The sequence below is a fragment of the Catellatospora sp. NPDC049133 genome (assembly GCF_040648455.1).
Lineage (GTDB): Bacteria > Actinomycetota > Actinomycetes > Mycobacteriales > Micromonosporaceae > Catellatospora > Catellatospora aurea.
The window spans coordinates 111,966-135,906 of record NZ_JBEZDT010000021.1 but is presented as its reverse complement, the minus strand read 5'-3'; the positions used below and the strand labels follow the sequence as shown (position 1 = coordinate 135,906).

General features: G+C 71.3%; 21 protein-coding genes. 12 read left to right on the top strand and 9 right to left on the bottom strand.

Annotated features, from left to right (window positions below; all coding sequences use genetic code 11):
• Positions 1–33 precede the first annotated feature (33 nt).
• The 3 genes from AB0B35_RS23925 to AB0B35_RS23915 form a co-directional block, all read right to left on the bottom strand.
• Positions 34–5,247 carry a caspase family protein gene (locus AB0B35_RS23925; RefSeq protein WP_361049066.1) on the bottom strand — a complete coding sequence of 1,738 codons (5,214 nt, stop codon included), beginning with the start codon at positions 5,245–5,247 and terminating at the stop codon, positions 34–36.
• Positions 5,240–6,142 (bottom strand): hypothetical protein, encoded by a 903-nt coding sequence (locus AB0B35_RS23920; RefSeq protein WP_361049064.1) that lies wholly within the window; start codon positions 6,140–6,142, stop codon positions 5,240–5,242. The genes AB0B35_RS23925 and AB0B35_RS23920 overlap by 8 nt, the downstream gene beginning before the upstream one ends.
• Before the next feature lie 329 nt (positions 6,143–6,471).
• The gene (locus AB0B35_RS23915) at positions 6,472–6,903 is read right to left on the bottom strand and encodes a DUF6223 family protein (RefSeq protein WP_361049062.1); all 432 of its coding nucleotides are present in this window, start codon (positions 6,901–6,903) and stop codon (positions 6,472–6,474) included.
• A 206-nt stretch (positions 6,904–7,109) separates the two neighbouring features.
• Here AB0B35_RS23915 and AB0B35_RS23910 point away from each other — a divergent pair, with 206 nt between their 5' ends.
• Together AB0B35_RS23910 and AB0B35_RS23905 are read left to right on the top strand one after the other, a co-directional pair.
• On the top strand, positions 7,110–8,240 hold the full coding sequence (locus AB0B35_RS23910; RefSeq protein ID WP_361049060.1) for a histidine kinase: 1,131 nt from the start codon (positions 7,110–7,112) through the stop codon (positions 8,238–8,240).
• Positions 8,237–8,899, top strand: a complete 663-nt coding sequence (locus AB0B35_RS23905) for a response regulator transcription factor (RefSeq protein WP_361049058.1) — start codon at positions 8,237–8,239, stop codon at positions 8,897–8,899. The genes AB0B35_RS23910 and AB0B35_RS23905 overlap by 4 nt, the downstream gene beginning before the upstream one ends.
• Positions 8,900–8,924: 25 nt before the next feature.
• Here AB0B35_RS23905 and AB0B35_RS23900 read toward each other — a convergent pair whose 3' ends face one another.
• From AB0B35_RS23900 to AB0B35_RS23890, 3 genes are all read right to left on the bottom strand, one after another.
• The gene (locus tag AB0B35_RS23900; RefSeq protein WP_361049056.1) at positions 8,925–10,358 is read right to left on the bottom strand and encodes a lipase maturation factor family protein; all 1,434 of its coding nucleotides are present in this window, start codon (positions 10,356–10,358) and stop codon (positions 8,925–8,927) included.
• 1 nt (position 10,359) lies between these two features.
• Positions 10,360–11,811, bottom strand: a complete 1,452-nt coding sequence (locus tag AB0B35_RS23895; protein ID WP_361049054.1) for an NAD(P)/FAD-dependent oxidoreductase — start codon at positions 11,809–11,811, stop codon at positions 10,360–10,362.
• An 88-nt stretch (positions 11,812–11,899) separates the two neighbouring features.
• A complete protein-coding gene (locus AB0B35_RS23890; RefSeq protein WP_361049052.1) occupies positions 11,900–12,163 on the bottom strand; it encodes a dsRBD fold-containing protein in 264 nt (87 codons plus the stop codon).
• 176 nt (positions 12,164–12,339) lie between these two features.
• Between AB0B35_RS23890 and AB0B35_RS23885 the strand changes: the two genes are divergently transcribed.
• From AB0B35_RS23885 to AB0B35_RS23865, 5 genes are all read left to right on the top strand, one after another.
• On the top strand, positions 12,340–14,316 hold the full coding sequence (locus AB0B35_RS23885; RefSeq protein WP_361049050.1) for a toprim domain-containing protein: 1,977 nt from the start codon (positions 12,340–12,342) through the stop codon (positions 14,314–14,316).
• Positions 14,317–14,489: 173 nt separating this feature from the next.
• Positions 14,490–15,236, top strand: a complete 747-nt coding sequence (locus AB0B35_RS23880; RefSeq protein ID WP_360533170.1) for a response regulator transcription factor — start codon at positions 14,490–14,492, stop codon at positions 15,234–15,236.
• Between the two features lie 165 nt (positions 15,237–15,401).
• Positions 15,402–16,589: an LLM class flavin-dependent oxidoreductase gene (locus tag AB0B35_RS23875; RefSeq protein WP_361049048.1), complete on the top strand. Its 1,188-nt coding sequence runs from the start codon at positions 15,402–15,404 to the stop codon at positions 16,587–16,589.
• A complete protein-coding gene (locus AB0B35_RS23870; protein WP_361049046.1) occupies positions 16,589–17,062 on the top strand; it encodes a MarR family transcriptional regulator in 474 nt (157 codons plus the stop codon). The genes AB0B35_RS23875 and AB0B35_RS23870 overlap by 1 nt, the downstream gene beginning before the upstream one ends.
• The gene (locus AB0B35_RS23865; protein WP_361049044.1) at positions 17,059–17,733 is read left to right on the top strand and encodes a CE1759 family FMN reductase; all 675 of its coding nucleotides are present in this window, start codon (positions 17,059–17,061) and stop codon (positions 17,731–17,733) included. The genes AB0B35_RS23870 and AB0B35_RS23865 overlap by 4 nt, the downstream gene beginning before the upstream one ends.
• 10 nt (positions 17,734–17,743) lie before the next feature.
• Here AB0B35_RS23865 and AB0B35_RS23860 read toward each other — a convergent pair whose 3' ends face one another.
• Both AB0B35_RS23860 and AB0B35_RS23855 read right to left on the bottom strand, forming a co-directional pair.
• A complete protein-coding gene (locus AB0B35_RS23860; protein ID WP_361049126.1) occupies positions 17,744–18,487 on the bottom strand; it encodes a metallophosphoesterase in 744 nt (247 codons plus the stop codon).
• 131 nt (positions 18,488–18,618) lie between these two features.
• Entirely contained in the window at positions 18,619–19,056 is a 438-nt protein-coding gene (locus AB0B35_RS23855; RefSeq protein ID WP_361049042.1) for a DUF6234 family protein, read from the bottom strand.
• Between the two features lie 243 nt (positions 19,057–19,299).
• On the opposite strand from AB0B35_RS23855, the gene AB0B35_RS23850 reads away from it, so the two are divergent.
• Positions 19,300–19,911 (top strand): DUF4328 domain-containing protein, encoded by a 612-nt coding sequence (locus AB0B35_RS23850; RefSeq protein WP_361049040.1) that lies wholly within the window; start codon positions 19,300–19,302, stop codon positions 19,909–19,911.
• Positions 19,912–19,968: 57 nt separating this feature from the next.
• Here AB0B35_RS23850 and AB0B35_RS23845 read toward each other — a convergent pair whose 3' ends face one another.
• Positions 19,969–20,142, bottom strand: coding sequence for a hypothetical protein (locus AB0B35_RS23845; RefSeq protein WP_361049038.1), 174 nt, complete (start codon positions 20,140–20,142; stop codon positions 19,969–19,971).
• 138 nt (positions 20,143–20,280) lie between these two features.
• Here AB0B35_RS23845 and AB0B35_RS23840 point away from each other — a divergent pair, with 138 nt between their 5' ends.
• The 4 genes from AB0B35_RS23840 to AB0B35_RS23825 all read left to right on the top strand — a co-directional run bounded on the left by AB0B35_RS23840 (position 20,281) and on the right by AB0B35_RS23825 (position 23,938).
• The gene (locus AB0B35_RS23840; RefSeq protein ID WP_361049036.1) at positions 20,281–21,030 is read left to right on the top strand and encodes an SDR family oxidoreductase; all 750 of its coding nucleotides are present in this window, start codon (positions 20,281–20,283) and stop codon (positions 21,028–21,030) included.
• Positions 21,031–21,282: 252 nt separating this feature from the next.
• On the top strand, positions 21,283–22,509 hold the full coding sequence (locus AB0B35_RS23835) for a macrolide family glycosyltransferase (protein ID WP_361049034.1): 1,227 nt from the start codon (positions 21,283–21,285) through the stop codon (positions 22,507–22,509).
• Entirely contained in the window at positions 22,506–22,997 is a 492-nt protein-coding gene (locus tag AB0B35_RS23830; protein ID WP_361049032.1) for a hypothetical protein, read from the top strand. The genes AB0B35_RS23835 and AB0B35_RS23830 overlap by 4 nt, the downstream gene beginning before the upstream one ends.
• Positions 22,994–23,938 carry a hypothetical protein gene (locus AB0B35_RS23825; RefSeq protein WP_361049030.1) on the top strand — a complete coding sequence of 315 codons (945 nt, stop codon included), beginning with the start codon at positions 22,994–22,996 and terminating at the stop codon, positions 23,936–23,938. The genes AB0B35_RS23830 and AB0B35_RS23825 overlap by 4 nt, the downstream gene beginning before the upstream one ends.
• The last annotated feature ends 3 nt before the right edge of the window (positions 23,939–23,941 follow it).

The window sequence follows — 23,941 nt, the reverse complement described above, 5'->3', positions numbered from 1 at the left end:
GACTAGCCGCGACTCGCGCCGGACGGTTGATCATCATCGGCCCTTCTGCGGTCGGCTGTGCACGTCGAGCGCCAGCAGACCCAGCTTGCTGCCGATCACCAGCGGGCTCTGGTCCGCCAGCGCCACCGCGAGCACCTCGCTACGCACCTCGACAGACGTCTCGGCCTCCCAGCCGCGGTCCGCGAAGAGCTTGAGTATGTCGACGCGTTCACCTGCTGCGACAACGACACGCAGGCTGCGACGCTGTGCGTCGGAGCCACGCGGGACCGGCTCGGCCACGACCACGGCGTTGATCTCATCCGAACGGCTGACGACCGAATGTTCGCCGATAGGCTCCCGCGACTCCAGGCACCAGGCGCGGACCTTGGCGTCGTCGCCCGCGCTGACCACGACAGGTCTTCCGTCCAGCACTCCGGTGGCGACCGCACGCACCGCATTGGTGTGGCTGGTGAACGGCCTGCCGACACGAGTGCCGGTCAGCGGGTCCCACACGTGCACGGTGGTGTCGGCGCTCGCCGAGACGACCACCGGCCTACCGTTGAGATGCGCCACTGCCAAGGCGCGTATCCAGTGCGAGTGGCCCTCGTACACCACGCCGGTGGGAGTGCCGCTCGCGAGGTCCCAGACCCGTACGGTGCGGTCACCGCCGGACACGAGCAGGTGCCGGCCCTGAATGTCGGCCACGACGAGTGCGCGTACCCAGTCGCGGTGGCGGCCGAGTTCGGATTTGGCGCCTTCGTGACCCTCCAGTGTCCACGTCCGGATGCTGTTGTCATCGCCTGCGGTGACCACTCGGGAATGGCCGCGGCCGAGCCGTGCGACCGCCAGCGTACGCAGTCCGGGATGGTGGCCGACAACCGACCGGGCGAGTGGCCGTCCGGTGTTCAGATCCCAGGCCCGAACCGCACCGTCCACGCTTCCCGAGATGACGACGCTGCGGCCGCCCATTCTCGTCACCTCGACCGAGCGGACCCAGTGGGCGTGGCGGGCGAACCGGTTGATGCCGGTGTCGAGGTCCCAAACCGTGATGCTTCCGTCGGCGCTGCCGGAAACGGCCACTGGCTGGTCGCCGATGCTGCTCACGGCCAGCGTGTTCACGCTGTCGGAGTGTTGGACCGGTCCGTGGCCGACAGCCGACCGATCGTCGAGTTGCCAGGCCCGAGCTGTTCTGTCATCTCCACCGGAGATCACTGTCGGCTGGTCGTCCAGCCGCGTCGCGACGATCGCGCGTACCGCATTGGCGTGTTCGGTATAGGGCGGTTCGATCAGGGTGCGGGAGTCCAGATCCCAGACCCGGATCGTCGAGTTCTCGGCGCCGGAGACCACGACCTGCCGTCCTCGGTGGTCCATCACCGTGAGTGCCAGGACCCGATGGCCGTGGCGGGTGAACGGAGGTCCGACCGGGTTGCGCGTGTCGAGGTCCCATAGCCTGACCGCACGGTCCTCGCCGCCGGAGACGACGACATCTCGCCCGCCGAGGCGGACGACCGTCAGCGTGCGCACCCGGCCGCCGTGGCCGGTGAATCGTCCGACCCGGGTTCCGGTGGCCAGGTCCCAGACATGTACGGAACTGTCGCTGCCCGCGGATATCACTACCTGCCGCCCGCGGAGAGTTGCCGAGGCGAGCGCCGTCACCGAGCTGGTATGGCCGGCATGGCCGCGGTAGGGCTCTCCGATCGGCCGACCAGTGGTGATGTCCCAAGCACGGACGGTATGGTCCGTGCTCGCCGAGATCGCTGCGGGCTGTCCGTTCACGATCACCGGCAGGAGCGCGGTGACCGAGCCGTCATGCCCGGTGATCGGTTCTCGGGCCGGGGAACCTGTGACCAGGTCCCACACTCGGATCGTGCGATCACGACCGGCGGAGATCACCACCGGTGTGCCGTCGAGCATGGCCGTGGCCACGGCCGTCACCGCGAGGTTGTGGCCGGAGAAGGGGTCGTCCAGCTGGCCCTGGGTCCCAAGATCCCAGATTCGGACCGTCTTGTCGACGCCACCGGACACGACCATCGGCCGCCCGTCGGCCAGCATTGCGGTCAACGCCCTTACGGCCTTGTCGTGTCCGACCAGCGTGCCGCCGACCGCCTCCTTGCTCTCCAGCGAGTAGAAGCGGATCGAGCCGTCGTCTTCGGCGGCCGCGACGACGGGTTGTCCGCCCATACTCATCGGCGCGAGCGCGCGGACCGCCTGCCGGTGACCGCCATGGGCGATCATCAGCTTGCGTGTCTGCAGGTTGTAGACGGATACTCTGGAGTCCGCACAGCCCGTGATGACAACCGGCTGGTTCCCGACCTCCGCGAACGCCACGGCATGCACAGTGCGAGTGTGCCTCCAGCGCCAGTAGACTCTCCCGCTTTCGAGTTCCCAGATGAGAACCTCGCCGTCTTCGTCCGCCGAGATGATCATTGCCGTCGGTTGCCTGCCGGACCGTCGGAACGCAAAGCAGGCCAGCGCCAAGACCGGCGACTTGTGGCGGACGAAGGGGTCTCCCGCCGCATCGCCGGTGGCCAGGCTGGAAAACCTCACTCTTGTGTCGTCGCCGGCGGATACGACCAGCAGCTCATCATCGACAGTGGCCACGGCGACTGCCCGCACCGCTTCGGTGTGCTGGGTGAAAGCACTGCCGATCGATTCACCGGTAGCGACGTCCCACACCCGCACCGTGCGGTCCGCGCTGCCCGACACGACCACCGCAGTGGCGCCGAGTAGCGAGGCCGCGAGCGCGGTCACGGAATCGTCGTGGGCTGTTATCGGCTCGCGCAGGACGGCCCCGGTTTGCGCGTCCGACAGGCGCAGCACGCGGTCGTCACCGCCCGACACCACCACCGGGCGATCGCCCGCGGTGACCACGACCGCGTTGACGGCCTCCCGATGTCCCGGTATCCGGATATGCGGCCGTTGCATCCGCCACGACGCCCATGTCGCCCGCCAGGGCGGGCCGTCCGGTATGAGGTTCGCCAAATGATCGGCTCGGGCGTAACGGGCTGCCAGCCCGAGGTAGGCCATGTGCTCTTCCGAGGGCTGACTCCGCAGTGCGGGAAGAGCGCGCCGGAAGGCGTTCGCCGCGGCACGGGCCGGTGGACTGGCCGTCTCGTCGAGCGCTGCCAGCAGTCGCGCAGGTTCCGCCGCGATCAAGAAGTCCGGATCTTGTGCGAGGGAGTCGATGGTGTCGGCGCGAACTGCGTGACCGGACAGATGCATCCGAATGTAAGGGTCTGCGATCGCCCAGTCGCGCTGCCCGTCAGCGCGGGACGGCACCGCTGCCATGAGCACTTCAACTATGGTTCGCTCGTCCGCGACTCGGTCGCGATCGGCTTGCAGGTAGTCGGCGAGAGCCTGGTGGGAGAGCCGGTACAGTGGACGGTCTTCAGGGGTGCCCACGGCGACCACGTACGAAGCCGTATTGCTCTGCAGCCGCACCAGGTCGTCCGGCTGATAGCTGACGCCAGGCGCGAGCGCGTTGGCGATGGCCGGCCAGATGCTTTCCCAGGGCAAGCCGTCGCCTTGCGCGTAGGCGAGCGGCCGGAGCAGGTCGATCGCGCGGTCGACGTCGCTGCCGAGTCGGTCACGTAGCTCCTTGCGCATGGCCCGGCCCGCATCTTTAGGCACGCTGGCGAGCCAATGGGGCGCTGCGGGATTCGGCAGCACGTCGCGTGAAGCCTGATCGTCTGCAAGCTGCCCGGCCAGCAGGTACGACTGCTGGGCAACCTTCAGGATCTGTGCGATGACGGCATTGACCAACGGTGGCTGGGCGGACGCGAAGACCGATGGTCTCCGGCCGCCGCCGACTGCCGGCTGCGGCGCGATCAGGCGGCGGCGCACCAACTCGGTCATCGCCGCACTGTCGGCGAACGCTGGGTGTTCCAGATTTATGGTGTCGGCGTAGACCGCATCGCCCAGTTCCGGAGCGAACGCAAGAACCTGTGGGCGAGTCCCGAGGATCAACCGGATGCGGGCACCCTCGGCCTTCATCAGAGGAACCAGCAAGTCCTGCACCAGCGTTCTCGGGTACAGAGCTTCATCGACCGCGTCGATCAGCACGACCAACACCGGGCCGCCGCGCTTCGCGAGAGCGGCGAGCAACTCCTGGACCATCGATGCGGGGGTCGCCTGAAAGTCGATGTCCGTCAACTCGGCCGCTGCCGCTATGCCGGCGACGATGTGGCTGAGAGTGCTGCCCCGCGCATAGATGGCGACTTCGATCGCGCCGATCTGTGGGAGAGCGCCCCCGCTCCGTGGTGCTGCGCCTCTGCGCTCCGCATCGCTCGCGACCGCGAGCCAGCCGAGCAGCATCGTCTTTCCCGTCCCCGCGTTACCCGTGACGATCAGCGCGGGCTTTCCCGCCTCGGTTGACAGCCACCTGACGGCCTTCTCCCGGGCCGCTGCGCGTCCGACGAACTCACTGATGTTCGGCATGAAGTAGTCGGTCATCTCGGCGGTCCGCCGCGCCCGTTCGGCCGCCCAACCGCCCTCGCCCATCCCGCCGGAGTGCTCAAGCCCACCGAGGAACAGCGGCATGTAGCCTTCCGTTCCTCGGAGGACCTGGTGGTTTATGTTCTGTGTCGGGGGCATGGCTGGGTCCTGCTGCAGCCGCCGAAGCACGTCCTCCAGTCGGAGTATGGAGCCGCTGCCGCGATTGCTGAGCGCGGCGACCGCACGCTTCAGACCTTTGGTGAATTCTCCTTGCAGCGCGAGTTGCGTCGGCCGGGTCGCACTGACCACGATGACACCTTGTTCGCCTTTGGTGTCGAGGTCGGTCGGGTCGCCCGTATACGTGGTGGCGGCGCCCGCGAACCGCAGTCCGGCCGCACCGGAATAACATGCGTCCACCATCAGCAGCAATCTTCGCACCCGAGTGCCGGAGAGCATGAGGGCTGCTAGATCGGTGCTGCTGATCGAGCTGCTGAGCACATTCTCCTGATAATCAGAGGTAAGGAGAATGTGATCTCTCGGTCCATCCTCGGTGATGTCGCCGTGGCCACCGAGATAGATGGCGATGTAGTCGTCCGGACGCCGGTCGGGATGACGGAAGAATCCATCCAGCGCGACACGCAGTTGCTGGGCTGTCGGGTTCTCGGGAATTTCCGGCACATGTTCATAGCCGAAGCCTCGAAACAGCTCGACAATCCGACTCTCGTCCTCGGCCAGGCCGGGGAGGTTCGGCACGCCGCGATTGGCGTATGTACGCACAACGCCGGTCAGCAGGTATCGCTTCGGTGCTGAGCCGGTTGGGCCGCTTTCAACCATCGCGCTCTGTCTCGGTCGAACGCAGTCCGGCAAGTATTCCTTCGCCGGTCTCCCGTGCGGTCAGATAATTGCGTACCCCATGGGCCTTTGCGCCGTTGTTCACCAATCGTGACGCCAGCCGGTCGCCGAACAGCGGCCGCAGATCCTTGACCAGTGCCACGACGTCGCCTTGATCGGCGACATTCGTCCAGGCCGTTATCGATCCCGGCCAGCGGCCGGGAAACGTGTCGTTCTCGCGTACGGGCGGTGGCGTGAGCCGATCAAATACGAGATGGGGGACACCCAGCGGTGAACCGAGAGTCACCAGGGTGCGGATTCCCCATTCGGGATGGGCGCACAACGCTTCGTAAGCAACGACCGAGCCAAGCGAGTGGGCCACTATGACGCGAGTGTCCGCGGACACCGCGTCGGCAAGACACTGCTGCACGCGGGAACGCACATCCGGCTCGGTGAAGTAGCGGCGGACCTGGACCAGGTCGCCGATCATCAGCCGTTCACCGAGGCCGGCGAAGAACGTGGATCCACTGAGAACCCGCAGCGCGGTCTGCACGGCTTTGGGCGTGCGCACCATCGTCTCCGCGTCCTGCGGGACGACCTTCGTGTCGACCTTCGCCGCCTCGCCCCACCATGCCAGCAGCAGTTGTTCCTCAAACGGAGTGAGATCGCGGGCCGTCAACAACGGAGTGCCGACATCCATCGTGTTTCCAGGTGCTCGGAAGGTGTCGCCGTAAAACGCGAACTTGATATCCGAGTCGGCAAGCCCATCTGCGATGGATCTGCCTTCCGCGCCGGTACGCCGTAGGCCGTCACGCAACGCGGGCACCCATTCGTCTTGCAGGGTCTCCTCACCTTTGAACTGTTGCGCGATGCCGTGGACCACTGCGATCTTCGCCACTGTGCCGGCCTCCGTCGCCCATAGCCGAAGTGTGAGCCGTCCACATACTACTGGGGCTATCCCAGGTAGCCAGCGTCTCACCCGTAAGAGCGGACGTACGGCATCCCGCGCATGCCTCCCCGGTTGGTGCCAGGTGCCTTGCGGTCCGCACTAGTTTGCACATTGGACTCTTGATCCCGCCCGCACCGCAGCGTATATACGATCGACGACGTGAGCTTCAGGCGCGAGGGCCCACGCACGGTCGCGCCGAGGCGTCCCGCCAGCGGGCCGGCCCTGGTGGACGTCACCCCTCAGGGTGGTTCCGCCACGGCCGGCCCCGGCCCCGGCAGTCAGCTGATGCGGTGAGAGCGGCGTAGCGCCAGTCCGCCGAGCACGGTGGCGATCAGCCCCACGACCAGGGCGACGTACGCTCCGCCGCGGCCGTTGCCGGTGCCGATGCCGCTGTCGGAGGTCGCCACGACCAGCGCGCCGAGGGCGAGGCCCAGCAGCCCCGCCGCGAGGGCGATGACCGCGCCGAGCCGCCCGTTGCCGGTGCCGAACCGGCCGGTGGGGCGGGCCAGCGCCAGCCAGCCGATGATCACTCCGGCCAGCCCGATGAGGGCTCCCGCGCTGGCGCCGAGCCGACCGGCGCTCATCGTGTAGACGGTGGCGGCCGGCTGGGCCGCGGCGGCCGGTGCGGCGAACCCGAACCAGCCGAGCACGGTGGCCGTGGCCACGGCGATGACTGATCGGACTGCAGTGCGGGCTGCTGGTGCGCTCATGTTCCGCTCCTTGGTCGTGTGCCTCGTTGCCGAGGGGATGTCACCTGAGCATGTCGCCGGGCGCGCCGCCGGACGTCCCGCAGACGCGGGCACTTCAGGCTGCCGCGGTCGCCGTAGACGCGGCGGGAGTACCGCGGCTGCGGTACGCGGCCGCTCGTCCGTGCGCAGGAGTCGGCCCATGCCCAGGTCCGGTTAGAGTTCGGCGGATGAGCAGGGGACGATTCGGTGTTCCGGCCGCGGTGACGGATGCGGCGATCGCCACCGGTGTGGCGGCGACGCTGCTGGTCGCCGGGCTGTCCGGAGGGCATCGCGCCACGGACGCCGGACTGCTCGGGTACGCGCTGCTGGTCGCCGGCGGCCTGGCGCTGGTCGCGCGCCGCCGGGCCCCGGTCGCGGTGCTGGCGGTCACCGGCCTGTGCGCGGTGGGCCATCAGGCGCTCGGCTTCGACGTGCCGGCGGTCGCGTTCCTTTTCGCCGTGTACGCAGCTGTGCGCGCCGGCCACCGCGCCGTCACGGTCGCGGCGGCGGTGACGATGCTCGTGGCGCTGCCGCTGGCGGCCTTCGCGCTGTCACCGGACATGTCCGTGGGGCAGGCGCTCGCCCGGTCCCGAGGCGCGCTCGAAATAGCGTGGCTGGTGGCGGCCGGTGCCGCCGGGGAGGCGCTGCGGCAGGCCGAGCGGCGGGCCGACGAGGCCGAACGCACCCGGGAGGAGACGGCGCGGCGGCGAGCCGATGAGGAGCGGCTGCACCTCGCGCGGGAGCTGCACGATTCACTCACCCACCAGATCTCCGTGATCAAGGTGCAGGCCGCGGTGGCGGTGCATCTGGCCCGCAAGCGGGGCGAGCAGGTGCCCGAAGCCCTGCTGGCGATCGAGCAGGCAGGTCGCGAGGCGTCCCGGGAGCTGCGGGCGACCCTGCAGGCGCTGCGCGACGACGGCAGCACGCCGCCGCGCGGGCTCGACGACGTCCCGGAACTGGTGGCCCGTGCCCGCACGACCGGCCTGGACGCGACGCTGACGATTGCGGGCAGTCGCCGCGACGTGCCGGCGGCGGTGGACCGGACCGCGTACCGGATCGTGCAGGAGTCGCTGACCAACGTCGCCCGCCACGCCGCCGCGATGACGGCGTCGGTGCGGATCGACTACCGTCCGGACGCCCTGGCGATCCGGGTCGACGACGACGGCGGGGCCGCGCCGGGCAGCGGCGCGGTGCCCGGGGTCGGGTTGCTCGGGATGCGCGAGCGGGTCACGGCGCTCGGCGGCCGGTTGCGCGCCGAGCCGCGCGGCGGGGGTGGCTTCACCGTCGAGGCGGAGCTGCCCGTGGAGCAGGCGTCGTGATCAGGGTCGTGCTGGTGGACGATCAGCCGCTGATCCGCAGCGGGTTCCGGGCACTGCTGGACGCGGAGGACGACGTCGAGGTGGTGGCGGAGGCAGGCAACGGCGAGGAGGGCCTGACCGCGGTCCGGGCGCACCTGCCCGACGTGGTGTTGATCGACGTGCAGATGCCGGTCGTCGACGGGATCGAGGCGACCCGGCGCATCGCGGCCGACCCGGCGCTGGCGGCGGTGCACGTGGTGATCCTCACCAACTACGGCCTCGACGAGTACGTCTTCCACGCGCTGCGGGCCGGCGCGGCGGGGTTCCTGGTCAAGGACATCGAGCCGGAGGACTTCCTGCACGCCGTGCGGGTCGCGGCACGCGGTGACGCCCTGCTCGCACCGTCGATCACCCGCAGGCTCATCGACCGGTACGTCACCGAGCCGCCGCCCCCCGCCGCCGACGCGGACCTGAAGTGGCTGACCACCCGCGAGCGGGAGGCCGTCACGCTGGTGGCGCGGGGACTGTCCAACGAGCAGATCGCCGAGCGGATGGTGATCAGCCCGATGACCGCGAAGACACACGTCAACCGGGCCATGGTCAAACTCCACGCCCGCGACCGCGCCCAGCTGGTGGTGTTCGCGTACGAGTCCGGGCTGGTGGCTCCGCGCGACCGTTGACCTGTCGTCAGGGACTGTCGGGCTGTCACGATCCGCCGGGGGAGCGGACGCTGTGCCGCAGCGCGACGGGTGGCAGGAACTCCTCGACCAGCGTGCGGTGCCACCAGGCGCCGGTGGCGCGCCGCTCGGCGATCGTGGTGAACCGGTAGCGGTAGAGCAGGGCCCGTACGTAGGCCGGCGGCTTGCCGGGGAACGGGTCGGCGCGTAGCAGCCGCAGCACGTGGCGGTCGCCGGCGAGCAGGCGGCCGAGCAGGGCGAGCAGCCACGGGTGGGCGTACAGCGGGGACATGGCGGCGAACCACATGAGCCAGTCCAGGCGCAGGTGGTATGGCGCGATCTGCGGCGGTAGGCGGTGCGGGTCGCCGGGTTTGCCCTTGAACGCGTACTCCCGCCAGAGCGTGTGCGCGCCGGGCTCGGTGTCGTCGGTGCCCTCGATGACGATCTCGTGGCGGACCTTGGTGACACTGCCGAACGCGCCATACGTGTTGACCAGGCGCAACGGGTCGAAACTGGAGTTCATCAGCTGGTGCCGCGAGACCAGGTTGCGGGCGGGCCGGTAGCTGAGCGCGAGCAGCAGGGCGGCGGCGGCGAGCACCAGCGCCTGGTACCAGGCGGGTCCGGCGGCGGCCGTGCCGGTGCCGAGCAGCGCCGACAGGTCCAGCGCGGAGGCGGCCAGGATGATCGCCATCCAGTTCAGCCAGGAGAAATTGCCCGACGCGACGAGCCACAGCTGGCTGACGATGATCAACCCCGCGGCCGCGCTCGCGACCGGCTGCGGCAGGAACAGGCCGAACGGCACGACGAGCTGCGTGACGTGGTTGGCCGCGACCTCCGCGCGGTGCAGCGGGCGGGGCAGGTGGTGGAACCACCAGCTCAGCGGGCCGGGCATGGGCTGGGTCTCGTGGTGGTAGTACAGGCAGGTCAGGTCGCGCCAGCACCGGTCGCCGCGCAGCTTGATCAGGCCCGCGCCGAACTCCAGCCGGAACAGCAGCCAGCGCAGCAGAAACAGCGTCACGATCGGCGGGCCGACCTCGGCGTTGCCCAGGAAGACCGCCAGGAAGCCGGTCTCCAGCAGCAGGCTCTCCCAGCCGAACGCGTACCAGACCTGGCCCACGTTGACGATCGACAGGTAGAGGAGCCACAGCAGCAGCCACATCGCCATCGCGGCCCACACCGGCACCGCGTCGCCGACACCGGCGAGCAGCGCGGCGGACACCGCGGCTCCCGTCCAGGCCACGGCGGCGAACAGGCCGTCGGAGTAGCGCAGGTGGAACAGGCTCGGCGCGCGCCGCCACGGGGTGTGGGCCAGGAACCGGGGCACCGGGGTGAGGCCGTGCCTGCCGAGCAGGGCCCGGAACTGATCGGCGGCCACCAGGAACGCAATGAGGTAGACGGCGGCGAGGCCGCGCTGGAACAGCAGCCGGCTCCACCAGTACTCGGGCGCGCTGAACCAGTCCATGTCAGCCCCGCCCGGGGTCGGGTGCCCGCATGCCGAAGACCCGGTGCAGCGCGACCCGGGCGGCGTGGAAGCCGCACATGCCGTGCACGCCGGGTCCGGGTGGCGTGGCCGACGAGCACAGGAACACGGCCGGGTCCGGGGTGGCGTAGGGGACCGGTGCGAAGGTCGGCCGGAACAGCAGCCGCAGGCCCTCGCAACTGCCACCGGCGATGTCGCCGCCGAGGTAGTTGGGGTTGCGCCGCTGCAGCTCGGCCGGTCCGGTGACGGCCCGCGCGAGCACCAGGTCCCGGAAACCGGGCGCGAACCGTTCCAGCTGCGCCTCGATCACCGGGGTGAGGTCGCCGGTCCAGCCGTTGGGCACGTGGGCGTACACCCACAGCACGTGCTTGCCGGCCGGGGCGCGGGTGGGGTCGCAGAGGCTGGGCTGGGCCGCGATGAGGAACGGCGGGTCGGGTGCCGAGCCGCGGTGCACGGCCCGCAGCGCCGCGCCGATGTCGGTGTCGTACGGGCCGAGGTGGACCGTGCCCGCCTGCCGGCAGGCCGGAGCCGTCCACGGCACCGGACCTGACAGCGCGTAGTCGAGTTTGAACACGGCCGGACCGGGCGGGGTCCGGCGCAGCCGGTCACGGTAGCGCTCCGGCAGCCGGGGGCCGGCCAGCTCGGCGAGGTGCTGGGGCACGACGTCCAGCAGGTACGCCCGCGCCTGCGGCAGCTCGTCGAGCCTGCGGATCAGGCGGCCGGTGTACACCTGCCCGCCCAGCTCCCGCAGGTGACCCGCCAGGGCGTCGGAGATCGACTGGGATCCGCCGCGGGCGACCGGCCATCCGGCGGCGTGCGCGGCCAGGGCGAACATCAGCGCGACCCCGCCGGTGCCGGGCGAGCCCAGCGGTGAGGTGGTGTGCGCGGCCAGCCCGGCGACCAGTGCCCGCGCGAGCGGTCCCCGGAACCGGCGCATGAGGACCGCGGCAGGCAGCGCCGCGGGCAGGCCGAAGCGGGCGAGCAGCAGCGGGTGGCGGGGCACCGCGCCCAGCGGCGGGCGCAGCACGTCGGGGGCCAGCTCGTCCCAGCGGCCCAGGAACGGCCTCACCAGCCGCCGGTACTGCGCTCCGTCGATGTTCAGTGACGCGGCGGTCTGCGCCACGGAACGCGACAGCGTCGCCGCGGTGCCGTCCGGGAAAGGGTGTGCCAGCGCCACGTCCGGGTGCAGCCACCGCAGGCCGTGGCGGTCCAGCGGCCAGGACCGCAGCACCGGTGAACCCGCGCCCAGCGGGTGCACGGCCGAGCAGGGGTCGTGCCGGAAGCCCGGCAGTGTCAGTTCCTCGGTGCGGGCGCCACCGCCGACCGTGTCGGCGGCCTCGAAGACGCTGACCCGCAGGCCGGCTTCCGCGAGGGTCACCGCCGCGGCGAGCCCGTTGGGGCCGGCCCCCACCACCACCGCGTCCACGCCGTCCACACCGCCACCAGCCATCGCATCAGCCGTCCTGCGCGGGAAGGTTCGACCCGGTGCGTACCCGCGTTCCGGGCCTGCCACACGTCGGCGGTCACTCGGGCGGCGCCGCGCCGAACTTCTCCAGGACCTGTCCCGCGTCGGTCTGCAGCAGGCCGGCGAGTTCGACCAGGGCCCGGGCGGCCGCGAGATCGTCGCCGACGCGCGCCAGGTCGAGGTCACGCGGATGGCGATGGGCGGTGCCTGTGCCCTCCAGGCTCGTCCCGTCCCGGTGCAGCCTGGCCACCGCGACGGTGCGGCGCTCCTCCTGGACCTCCTCGATGTCCAGGTCGATGATCCACCGTGTCGTGTTCGCCATCGTCCACCTCCTGGGGCACCCCTTTCATTCTGCCGCGTGCCGGGAGCTGCGGAAATGGAAAGCTGTCAGTGGTCACCGGTATGAAGGAGGTAATGCTCCACGCCTCGTGGCACCCAGGGTCGTCGATGTCCGGCATCGCGGCGCTGCTGTCGGAACGCCGAAGCGGAAGGGGAACGATGACCACGCGAACGCATTCACCCCAGCACGCCGCGCTCCACACCACCATGCTCACCCTGCGGCTGGCGATCGCCGACCTCGACAGCGCGGAGGCCTGGTCCCGCCTGTTCGACGTGGCGGCCCGCCATCCGGGCCGCGGCGTCAACGACGTCCTGTTGATCGCACGGCAGCGCCCGGACGCCACCGACCTGGCCACCTACGCCCGGTGGCGGGAGCGCGGCGCGCACGTGCGCCGCGCCGAACGCGGCATGGCGCTGCTGCAGCCGCTGGACGACACCGGTGACACCTTCGACGTCGTCACCGTCTTCGACGTCACGCAGACCAACGCGCAGCCCTCGCCCCGGCCGCCCGTCCACGATCTGGTGCCGGTGACGGCGGCGCTGGCGGCGATGGCCGAGCGGGCCGGTCTGACCGTGCGACTGCGCCGGGGACAGTCCGCCGCGGCCGCGGCCGAGGGCGACCGGCTCGACCTGGCCGCGCACCTGCCGATCTCCGCGACCGCCGGGCACCTGGTCCGGCACCTGGCGCAGCGCTTGCTGCCCGCGGGCCCGGCCCGTGAGGCGCGAGCCGCCGGGGTGGCCCACGTCGTCGCCCGGCGCTTCGGCCTGCAGCCGCCCGAGGCAACCGCCCTGGTCCGGTGGCGTGACGAGCTGGATCCGGCGGCTGCCGACCGGGCCGTCGTGCACACCGTCACGGCGGTCATCACCCATGCCGACGCCCTCACCGTCCGGCTGCGGCGGGCGCTCAGCCGACCTGCGGCGACCGCGCCGAGGCCGGCGCCTCGGCGGCGGAGCGCACCCGTCCCGGCGCAGCGCCGACCGGACCGGGCGGCCGCGCCGGAACGCGACGCGCTGTACGCCGTCAACGCCGCCGCAGCGGCCTTCTACGCCGCACAGCTGCCGACGAGTCGGCCCGCGGCCGCCTACCTGAGGTCGCGAGGCATCGCCGAGGCCGCCGAACCCGGCGGCGGCTGGCAGCTCGGCGTCGCACCGCCCCAGGGGGACGCCCTGCTGCGCCACCTGCGGGCCCTCGGCTACTCGCACCGGGTCATGCTCGACGCCGGGCTGATCGCCGCCAGCCGACTGCACGGCGGCGCACTGTACGACGTCTTCCGCGACCGGCTGATCTTCCCGATTCACGCCCGTGACGGGCAGATCGCCGGGTTCACCGGCCGCGACCTGTCCGGGCGCAGCCAGGCGAAGTTCTACAACACCCCCGAAACGGCGGTCTTCCGCAAGAGCGAGCTGCTCCACGGACTCGCCCCGCAGCTGCGCGGCCAGGGCGCGCCGACCCAGTTCCTCGTCGTCGAAGGGCCCACCGACGCCATCGCCGCGCACCTGACCTACCGCGGGCTCGCCGCTGAAGGCGTCACCACCGTCGCCGTCGCCCCGTGCGGCACCGCGTTCACCGCGGCCCAGTTCGAGCTGCTCGCCGACTGCGCGGCACCGGGCACCTCACTGATCATGTCGTTCGACGCCGACAGCGCGGGCGCCAGGGCGCTGGAGCGGGCCTACCCGCTGGCCGTCACCTGGCCGCACGGCAGGGTCGCGGGCACCGCGCCCGCCGGGTGCAAGGACATCGCCGCGCTGCTGGCCGCCCGCGGCCCCGACGAGGCCCTGCTGGACCTGCTCGCCGCCGAGCGCCCGCTGCCGCTGCTCGGCGTCGAGCGGGCGCTGGCCAAAGCGTTCCCCGAGGGCTTCCACGCCGACTGGCCGGAGGCCCGGGTCCGTGCTTTCCGGACGGTCGCGCCGTACCTGCTCGACGCGGTGCGCCACGGCGACGTCGAACTGCTGGTGCAGGCGGCCGCGGCGCAGCTCGCCGTCGCACCGCACGAGCTGAGCGCGGGTGTGGCCCAGCTGTACGGGGGCGACCGGATCGGACCCGGATCCGCGCCGCCGACGGGTTCCGGGACAGCGGTCGATCACGTCAGGAAACATGCCGGAAAACTGCCTGGAATAGCAGCGCAAAGACGGTAGTGACAAAGAAGTCAATCATTGGTCTTCCGCGTGTCCGCCACTATGCTCATGCGTAATCACCCGTCAGTGAAGCCGGGACCGACGTGGCACCACATCCCCCGCGACATCGGCTCTCGCCCGGTGCGCGCCGCGGCCGCCGCTTCGGTGTCAACCGCGAACGACGGAGGCGATCCGTGGAAATCCTGCTTCTGGTGACAGCGCGTGCCGGCGAACCGTCGGCCGTCCTGCCCGCGATAGACCTGCTCCCGCACGCGGTGCGCACCGCACCCCGCGACGTGCGCACCCTGGTGTCGACGCCCACCCCGGACGCGGTGCTGGTCGACGCGCGCACCGAACTGTCCGAGGCGCGGGCCACCTGCCGGATGCTGCGCGCGACCGGCCTCGGCGTGCCGCTGCTCGCGGTGGTGACCGAGGCGGGTCTGGTCGCGATCAACGCCGACTGGGGCGTCGATGACGTCATCCTGGCCACCGCCGGTCCCGCCGAGGTCGAGGCGCGGCTGCGGGTGGCGGTCGGCCGCCTGAACTCCGCGACGGCCGCCGCCGGCGGCGTGATCCGGGGCGGCGAGCTGACGATCGACCCGGACACGTATGCGGCCAAGCTCAAGGGTCGCCCGCTGGACCTCACGTACAAGGAGTTCGAGCTGCTGAAGTTCCTGGCGCAGCACCCGGGCCGGGTCTTCACCCGCGACCAGCTGCTGCGCGAGGTGTGGGGCTACGACTACTTCGGCGGCACCCGCACCGTGGACGTGCACGTGCGGCGCCTGCGCGCCAAGCTCGGCTCGGAGTACGAAGCCATGATCGGCACGGTCCGCCAGGTCGGCTACAAGTTCGTGCTGCCGTCCTCGCGTCCCCAGTTCTCCGACGCCGGCGAGTCCAGCCTCGCCGACGCGCTCCTGGTCGACCTCAACCTGGCCGGCTGACACCCGCTCGCACCGTCAGGCCGTCGGATCCTCGGATCCGGCGGCCTGCTCGCGTGATGCCGGTCACCACGGAATAGAGCGGGCCCCGCGCCGGTTGCCCTTCATGCAAACGCATAGACTTGGCTCGGGCCTGCCGGCCCGGTGCGAGTGGAAACGAGGGATCTCATGCAGTTCGGCGTGTTCTCGGTCAGCGACATCACCCGCGACCCGGTGTCGGGGCACACTCCGAGTGAGGCGGAGCGCATCGACGCGGTCGTGCAGATCGCGAAGAAGGCCGAAGAGGTCGGGCTCGACGTGTTCGCCATCGGCGAGCACCACAACCCGCCGTTCTTCTCCTCCGCGCCGTCGACACTGCTGGCGTTCATCGCGGCGGCCACCGAGCGGCTCATCCTGACCACCTCGACGACCCTGATCACCACCAACGACCCGGTGCGCATCGCCGAGGAGTACGCGATGCTCCAGCACCTGTCGAAGGGCCGGATGGACCTGATGCTCGGGCGCGGCAACACCGCGCCGGTCTACCCGTGGTTCGGGCAGGACATCCGCCAGAGCCTGCCGCTCGCGCTGGAGAACTACAACCTGCTGCACCGGTTGTGGCGCGAGGACGTCGTCGACTGGCAGGGCAAGTTCCGCACCCCGCTGCAGGGCTTCACCTCCACGCCGCGCCCGCTGGACGACGTGCCGCCGTTCGTGTGGCACGGCTCGATCCGCACGCCCGAGATCGCCGAGCAGGCCGCCTATTACGGCGACGGCTTCTTCGCCAACCACATCTTCTGGCCGAAGGAGCACTACATGCGCCTGATCAAGTTCTACCGGCAGCGCTACGCCCACTACGGCCACGGCACCGAGCAGCAGGCGATCGTCGGGCTCGGCGGGCAGGCCTACATCGCCCGCAGGTCGCAAGACGCGATCAAGGAGTTCCGCCCGTACTTCAACGAGGCCCCGGTCTACGGGCACGGCCCGGCGATGGAGGACTTCATGCGGCAGACGCCGCTGTCGGTGGGCAGCCCGCAGGAGGTCATCGACAAGACCCTGACGTTCCGCGAGCACTTCGGCGACTACCAGCGCCAGCTGTTCCTGATCGACCATGCCGGACTGCCCCTGAAGACGGTGCTGGACCAGCTCGAACTGCTCGGCGGCGAGGTCGTGCCGACGCTGCGCAAGGAGCTGGCCGCCAAGCGCGACCCGCAGGTGCCCGACGCACCCACGCACGCCGCCCGGGTGAAGGCCAAGTACGGCGAGGCGATCCCGCGCCAGCCGCGCCCGAACGCCAACCGCGGCGACAACGTGACGGGCGCGTCCCCGTACCAGGACAGCGACCCGGCCGTGCAGACCACGTACCCGGGTCACTGATGTCCGATCGGGGCCGGTTGGCCAACCACGCGTGGGAAGGGCTGCTGTCCGCCCACGCGAGGCTGATGAAGCAGTTCGCGGAAGCCGACACGTGGCAGGACCTGTCGATGCGCGAGTACGACGTGCTCTACACGCTGTCCAAGTACCGCGAGCCGCTGCGGATCGGCGAGCTGCACCGGCACGTCCTGCTCAGCCAGCCGGCCCTGTCCCGCATGGTGGACCGGCTGGCCGAGCGGGGGCTCCTGGAGCGTTGCCCGGACCCCGCCGACGGCCGTGGCGTGCGGCTGTCGCTGACCGCCGCCGGGCGGGACAAGCAGCGCAGCATCGGGCGCGGGCACGCCGCTCATGTGGCGCGTGCGGTCACCGCCGAGCTGAGCCGCGACGAGCTGGAGCAGCTCGCGGTGATCGCCTGGAAGCTGGCCGGGCGGGCCGGCACGACGACCGACGACGACCAGAAGGAACCGCAACAGTGAACCCGACGCAGCCGTACACCCTCGTGGTCGTGACCGCCGGGGTCGGCGACCCCTCCTCGACCCGGATGCTCGCCGACCGGACCGCCCAGCGTGCCTCGGAGCTGGTCGCCAGGCGCGGCGGCAGCGCGACCGTCCAGGTCGTCGACCTGCGCGAGCTGGCGACCGAGGTGACCACCGCGCTGATCTCGCCGATGGTGGGCCCGAAGCTGCAGCAGGCGATCGAGCTCCTCGGCCGGGCCGACGGCGTCATCGCCGCCGCGCCCGTCTACAAGGCCGCGCCCAGCGGCCTGTTCAGCTCCTTCTTCCAGGTGCTCGACAACGACCTGCTCATCGCCAAGCCGGTCGTGCTCGCCGCGACCGCGGGCACGGCCCGGCACTCGCTGGTCGTGGACGAGCAGATGCGGTCGCTGTTCGGATACCTCCGTACGGTCGTCGTGCCGACGTCGCTGTTCGCGGCGCCGGAAGACTGGGCCGACCCGGGCCTGAACAAGCGCATCGAGCGGGCCGCGCTCGAACTGGTGCTGCTGGTCGAGAGCGGCTTCGCCCACCAGGTCAGGGGCGAGTCCTGGCAGAGCTACCAGCACGAGTTCGGCAGCGCCGGCGGCACCGAGACGCACATCGAGCTGGACTCCGACATGATGCGGCTGGCGGCCGGCGGGACCCTGGACTGACCGGAGCGGCCTATGCGGGTACGACCCGGAAGTGGGTGGTGAGCGCGCCGTCGTCGGCGAGCACGTGGAACGCCACCCCGGGCACGTCGTCGAGATCGGCGGTGTTCTCCCAGGTCAGCTCGTCGTCGGTGGTCCACGGCAGGCGGGTCGTGGACACCACGCCGGGTGCGGCGAGCACGGGCCGCCCGCCGAACGTCCCGGCCGCGGCCGCGTGCGCGTGGCCGCACAGCGTCGCCACGACGCGCGGGCAGTCCTGGATGATCGCGGCGAGGTCATCCGCGTTGAGCAGCCCGATGCTGTCCACGAGCGGGTTGTGCAGCGGGATCGGGTGGTGGTGCAGGCCGACGAAGACGGGCGCGTCGGCCGTGGCGAGGACCTCGCGCAGCCAGGCCAGCGTCTCCGGGGCGAGCAGGCCGTCGTGGCGTCCGGGGATGCTGGAGTCGCACAGGGCGAACAGCGCGCCGCCGACCCGGTGGAGCTGGTTGATCGGCGCGTCGCCCGCGCCGTCGAGCAGCACCTTGCGGTACGGCGAGCGGCGGTCATGATTGCCGGGCAGCATCAGGACCGGGACGTCCGCCGTCAGCTCGGCCTTGACCTGCTCGTACTCGTGGATCTCGCCGTGGTCGGCGAGATCGCCGCTGACGAGGATCACGTCCACGCGGCAACCGCGCAGGTAGCGCATGACGCGCCGGGTCCGGTCGAGAGCCCGCTCGCCGCCGTCGAGGTGGGTGTCACTGAGGTGCGCGATGATCATCACATCGCGAAGCATGTCGTATGTCGCGCGGTGCACCAAGGGCCAATGGCCATCCGGTGGCACGCCTGGCAAGCCGACGCCCACCGATGCGGTCGACGGGGCCGGCCGCAACATGCCGGCCGGCGTCCGGATCAGCCGCCGGGGCAGCGGGAGTCGCCGCCGCTGTGCTCCATGCAGTGCGTCGGGGCCGGCGGCGGCGGTGCGGGCGGGTGCAGGGTGCGCCAGCTTCCGGAGGCGGCGACCGCACCGGCGGGCACGAGCAGCACGGCGAGGACCACGAAGACGCCGAACGTCCTGCGCATCCGGGCCGCCCGCGCGAGGACGGCCAGCAGCACCGGGCCGACGGCGAGCACGGCCGCGAGCCACAGTCCCGCCCGCGCGCTCTCCGCGGCGTGACCGGACATCGCCTGGCTGTCGCCGTCGTACGAATCGGCCCACTGGCTCATCCCGATCGAGAGCAGCCACCCGCCCATGGCGCAGATCGCCATGGACCAGCCGAAAATCGCCAAGCCGACCACGACGGGCAGAATCGACGCGCGGCGTGTCAGCACTTCGGGGGTTGGACTCACGCCGCCAACCTAGCCCACACCGTAAAACAATGACATCTGACGATGTTGCCGGATTTGCCGCGCATCAATGCTCTGTACAGTGATGATCGCGTGGCGGCACCGGACGGGCATACTCGCCGGTGACCCCGGAAGGGACGGGCGCTTGTGGAATCGACGACCGGCCATCGGCCGCCGGACGCGGCACCGGTCCCGGTGACGAGGCGCGGGCCGTGGCTCGCTGCTCGACTGGCAACGATCGCGCTCGTGGTGTCGGCGATCGCCGGTGTGCTGCGCGCGATCGTCGCGATCGGCCACTACGAGCACCGGATCGACGTGGTGGCGCACGGCAACACCGACCCGGTGCTGCCCGCCTTGATGGCGTACGAACTCCTCGACCGCGTGCTGCCTCGCGGCATGGCGAGCACCGCGGGCGAACAGTTGTCGCTGCTCGCGTCGCTCGTCGCGGCGGCCACCTTCATCGTCTGGCTGCACCAGGCGCGGCGCGACGCCGGACGCCTGGGCGGCGAGCCGGAGTGGGCTCCCGGGTGGGTGGTCGGCGGGTGGTTCATTCCGGTCGCGAACCTGGTCATCCCCTACCTCGTGGTGCGGGACGTGTGGCGGGCCGGCGGCCCGCTCGCGCCGCGCGCCCCGGTGAGCCGGTGGTGGGCGAGCGTGCTCGTCACGGTGCTGCTCAACGGACTCATCCGGCTGTACGGCGTGGCGACCTCGGATGGCGGCGTGTCGGCGAAGACGGCCCTGGACATGCGGGCGGTGGCCTATCCCCTGTGGGCGGCCGGGGCGGTGATGGCCGTCCTCACGGCCTACCTCGCCGTACGGGTGATCCGGCGGATCACCGAGGCTCCAACGGCACCGTAGTCGCTGCCGGGCAAGGCTCACCGGCCTGTCGGCGTCACGGCACGGCAGCAGCCGTGGCTAGTCTGCGCCGGCTTTGGGGCCGAGGTCCTTCTCGGCGATCACGCTCTGGCGGCGGTTGCGCAGCCGCAGCGCACCGGCCACCGCGGCCGCCGTGGCGCCCGCGAGCGCGGTGAAGACCGCCAGGCGGGTGCCGGTCGACATCCCGTTGCCCTGCGTACCGCTTCCTGGCATCGCGCACCCCCTGTTCCTGCAGCATAGGCCCGGACCCGGTGTTCAGCTTGTTATGGTCAAAAGCAACATAACGGACCCTCCCGGCCCGTCAGCGAGGCTGCCGCCCCACAGCGGGGCGCAAGAACGGGGGAGCGCGCCATGACGCAGGACGCTCAACGCCGCGTTGCCGTCGTCACCGGCGGGTCGCGCGGCATCGGTCTGGAATCGGCACGCCTGCTCGCCGGCAACGGTCTCGCCGTCGTCGTCTGCTCGCGCAACCAGGGCGAGGCCGACGCGGCGGCCAAGGAGATCACGGCCGTCGGCGGGACGGCGCTCGGCACGCGCGCCGACGTCTCCGACGAGGACTCGGTCGTGGCGCTGTTCGACCTGGCCGAGTCGACGTACGGCGGGATCGACGTGGTCGTGCATGCCGCGGCCCACGCCGGCCTCGGGCGCACCACGACGGTCGCCGAGTTGGACCTGGCGGTCCTCGACGAGCTGTACCGCACCAACATCCGGGGCACGTTCATGGTGGCGCAGCAGGCCGCCCGCCGCATGCGCGACGGCGGCGCGATCATCACGTTCTCCACCGCGGTGGTTCAGCTGGCCATGCCGGGTTACGCGGCCTACAGCGCCAGCAAGGGCGCGATCGAGGCGTTCACGCTGATCCTGGCGCGGGAGATGGGCGGCCGGGACATCACCGTCAACGCGGTGGCCCCCGGTCCCACGGCGACGGAGCTGTTCCTGGAGGGCAAGGACGACGCCACCCTCGCCGGGCTGGCCGCCCGGGCGCCGATGAACCGGCTCGGCACACCGGCGGAGATCGCCGAGGTTGTCGCCTTCCTGGCCGGTCCGGCCGGGCACTGGGTCAACGGCCAGGTCATCCAGGTCAACGGCGGCGTCCTCTGACTGTCCCCACGGTGACGTCGCCGCGGACCGCGGTGTCACCCGGGCCGTAGCCGATCCCGATGTCGAAAGGATTCACCGTTTCCTGCCCTTCGGGGTAGCGCCTCGACGGCCCGGGGGTCCCGGCCAAGTGGATCATCTGCCGCTGGCATACTGAGCGCGAACGGACGCGATGCTCCTGTCGCGGCGGGAAGGGCGGATCATGATCGCCAAGAGGTGGCCGACGTCGGCTCCCTCCCTACCCGGAGCCGGGCGATGAGCCGGGTCGCGTTCCTCAACGTCGGCATGCACGGCCACGTCAACCCGACATTGCCGCTCGTGGCTGAGCTCGTCCGCCGCGGCCACAGCGTCACCTACCACACCACGCCCGCCTTCGCCGAACAGATCGCGGCCACCGGCGCGCGAGTGTTCCTCTACTCGGGTGACGAGCCGCCACTGGCCGGTCCGCCGACGGCGATCACCCTGATGGAGCAGCTCGCGCGGAACGCGGTGCAGGTGCTGCCCGGTGTGCTCACCGATCTGCGCGCCGCCCGGCCCGATCTGATCGTGCACGACTCCGCCTGCCTGTGGGGCCCGGTGGCCGCCCGGGAGCTCGGCGTGTCCGCCGCGTCATCGTTCACCACGTTCGCCTTCAACCGGCACGTGCCCAGTCCCACCCGCGCCTCCTGGGGGCTGCTCGGCGCGGCGCTGGCCATGCCCCGCAGCGCCTGGGGTTATCTGCGGGCGCGCCGGGAACTGCGCCGCAGGTACGACATGCGCGGCGTGCCGCTGATCGACCTCGCGGACATCCGCCAGCCGCTCAACCTGGTGTACACCTCACCGGCGTTCCATCCCGACGCCGACAGCTTCGACGAGTCCTTCCGGTTCGTCGGTCCGAGCATCGGCTCCCGCCCGGCCGACACGTCGTTCCCGACCGACGGGCTGCGGGACCCCGTGCTGTACGTCTCGATGGGCACGGTGTTCGACGCCGGCCCGCGGCAGCTGCGGGTCTTCGCCGACGCGCTCGCCCCGCTGGGCGGCACCGTGGTCGTCGCCACCGGGCACACCGACCCGGCCGAACTCGGGCCGCTGCCGGACAATGTGCTGGCCCGCAGGGCCGTGCCGCAACTGGAGGTGCTGGCCCGGGCGGCGGTGTTCGTCACCCACGGCGGGGTCAACAGCGTCAACGAAGCCCTGCACGCCGGAGTGCCGATGCTGGTGATCCCGCAGGGCGCCGACCAGACGCTGGTGGCCCGCCGCATCGCCGAGCTGGGCGCAGGCCTGGAGATCCGCACCGAGGCCGCCGACGTCGAGACCGTGCGGGCCCTCGGCCGGCGCCTGCTCGGCGAGCCCTCGTTCCAGGCCGCCGTGGCCACCCTGCAGGCCGCCCAACGGCACGCGAGCGGTGCTCCGCGCGCCGCCGACGAACTTGAGGGCTACCTCCGGCAGACCGGCGTCACCGAGCCGAGCGCCGCCGCACCGCGCCGCAAGGCCGACCGGTGACGCTCTTCGTCGCCGTCCTGCTGCTGCTCGCGGGCCTGTCCGAGGCCATCGGCCGACTGCTTCCCCTGGTGGCGCGCCTGTCCGGGGTGTCGCACACGCGGGCGATCTGGCTGGTGGTGGCCGGCGCGTTCGTCGACGCCGCGGTGTTCGCGCTCTGGCCGCTGTGCGCGTGGACCCTCGCCGAGCTGGTGCTGCCCACCTCGACGACCGACCAGGGCGTGCTGCGCTGGACGCCGGCCCTGGTCGCGCCGCTGCTGCTCGCTGCGATCCTGGCGTTCCCGCTGCTCGGGCCGCTGCTGCACCTGCTGCTGATGGTGGGCGTGGGAGCCGGGCTCGCCACCGCGCTCGTGCCGGTGGCCGGGATCGGCTGGTGGGAGGCTGCCGGGTGCGTGGCGGTCGCGGGAGCCGGCCTCGGCATCACCGTCGAGGGCGTACGCCGGATCGTCGCGAAGCTCAACCGGACCAGACTGCCGGAGCCGCTGCGATGATCGAGTTCGCGCTCCTGCTGCTGCTGTTCGGGATCGGACCGGTGCTGCTCGCCGAAGCCCTGCTGTCCCGCTACGAGCTGCTGGCCTACACGGCAGGCTGGCGGGCCCCCGGCGTCGAACTTCCCCCGCGGGTGCCCTACGCGCGAGGTGCGGAGGTGGACCGCCCCCCGGCCGCCTACCTGGTCTACCTGGACGGCATCGGCAAACGCCGCTTCCAGGACACCCGCGACGGCGGCCAGCTGGTCAAAGCCCTGCTGGCCAGGGCGCCGGAGCTGCGGGTGCTGGGCCACGTTCAGCCCTACTCGCCGCTGGCCTACCCGCTGGCCAACCGGCCGCTGTGGATCTGGCTGCGCCGCCGGGCCGGGCTGGTGCTTTTCCTGCACAACGTGATGCAGATCTTCGTCGCCGCCGACCACCGCTACCGTCCGCTGTACAACCGCGCCGTAGGCTCGCAGATCGCCACCCAGCTGCGGCTGGCCGGCTACCAGCCCGGCAGCGGCATCCCCGTGGTGCTGCTCAGCTACAGCGGCGGAGCCCAGGTGGCCACCGGCGCGGTAGGCGAGCTGTGGTCCGAGCTGCGCTGCCCGCTGTCGCTGATCACCCTCGGCGGGTTCTACAACGGAGCCAACGACCTCAGCCACGCCCAGCACCTTGACCGGCTCACCGCCGCGAGTGACTGGATCGAGCGGGCCGGTATCTGGATCTTCCCGCAGCGGTGGCCGGTGTTCCGGTGGAGCGGCTGGAACCGGGCCGTCCGCGCCGGGAAGATCACGGTGCACTGGCTGGACCCGGCCACCCACGTCGGTCCGCGCAGCTACATCAGCCCGCAGGCCAAGCTGCCCGACGGCCGCAGCCACCTCGACCGCACCGCCGACACCGTGATCGCGCTGATCCGGGACCGTGTCGCCGCCACCCCGGCACCCGACGGTCCGCCCGCCTGATCG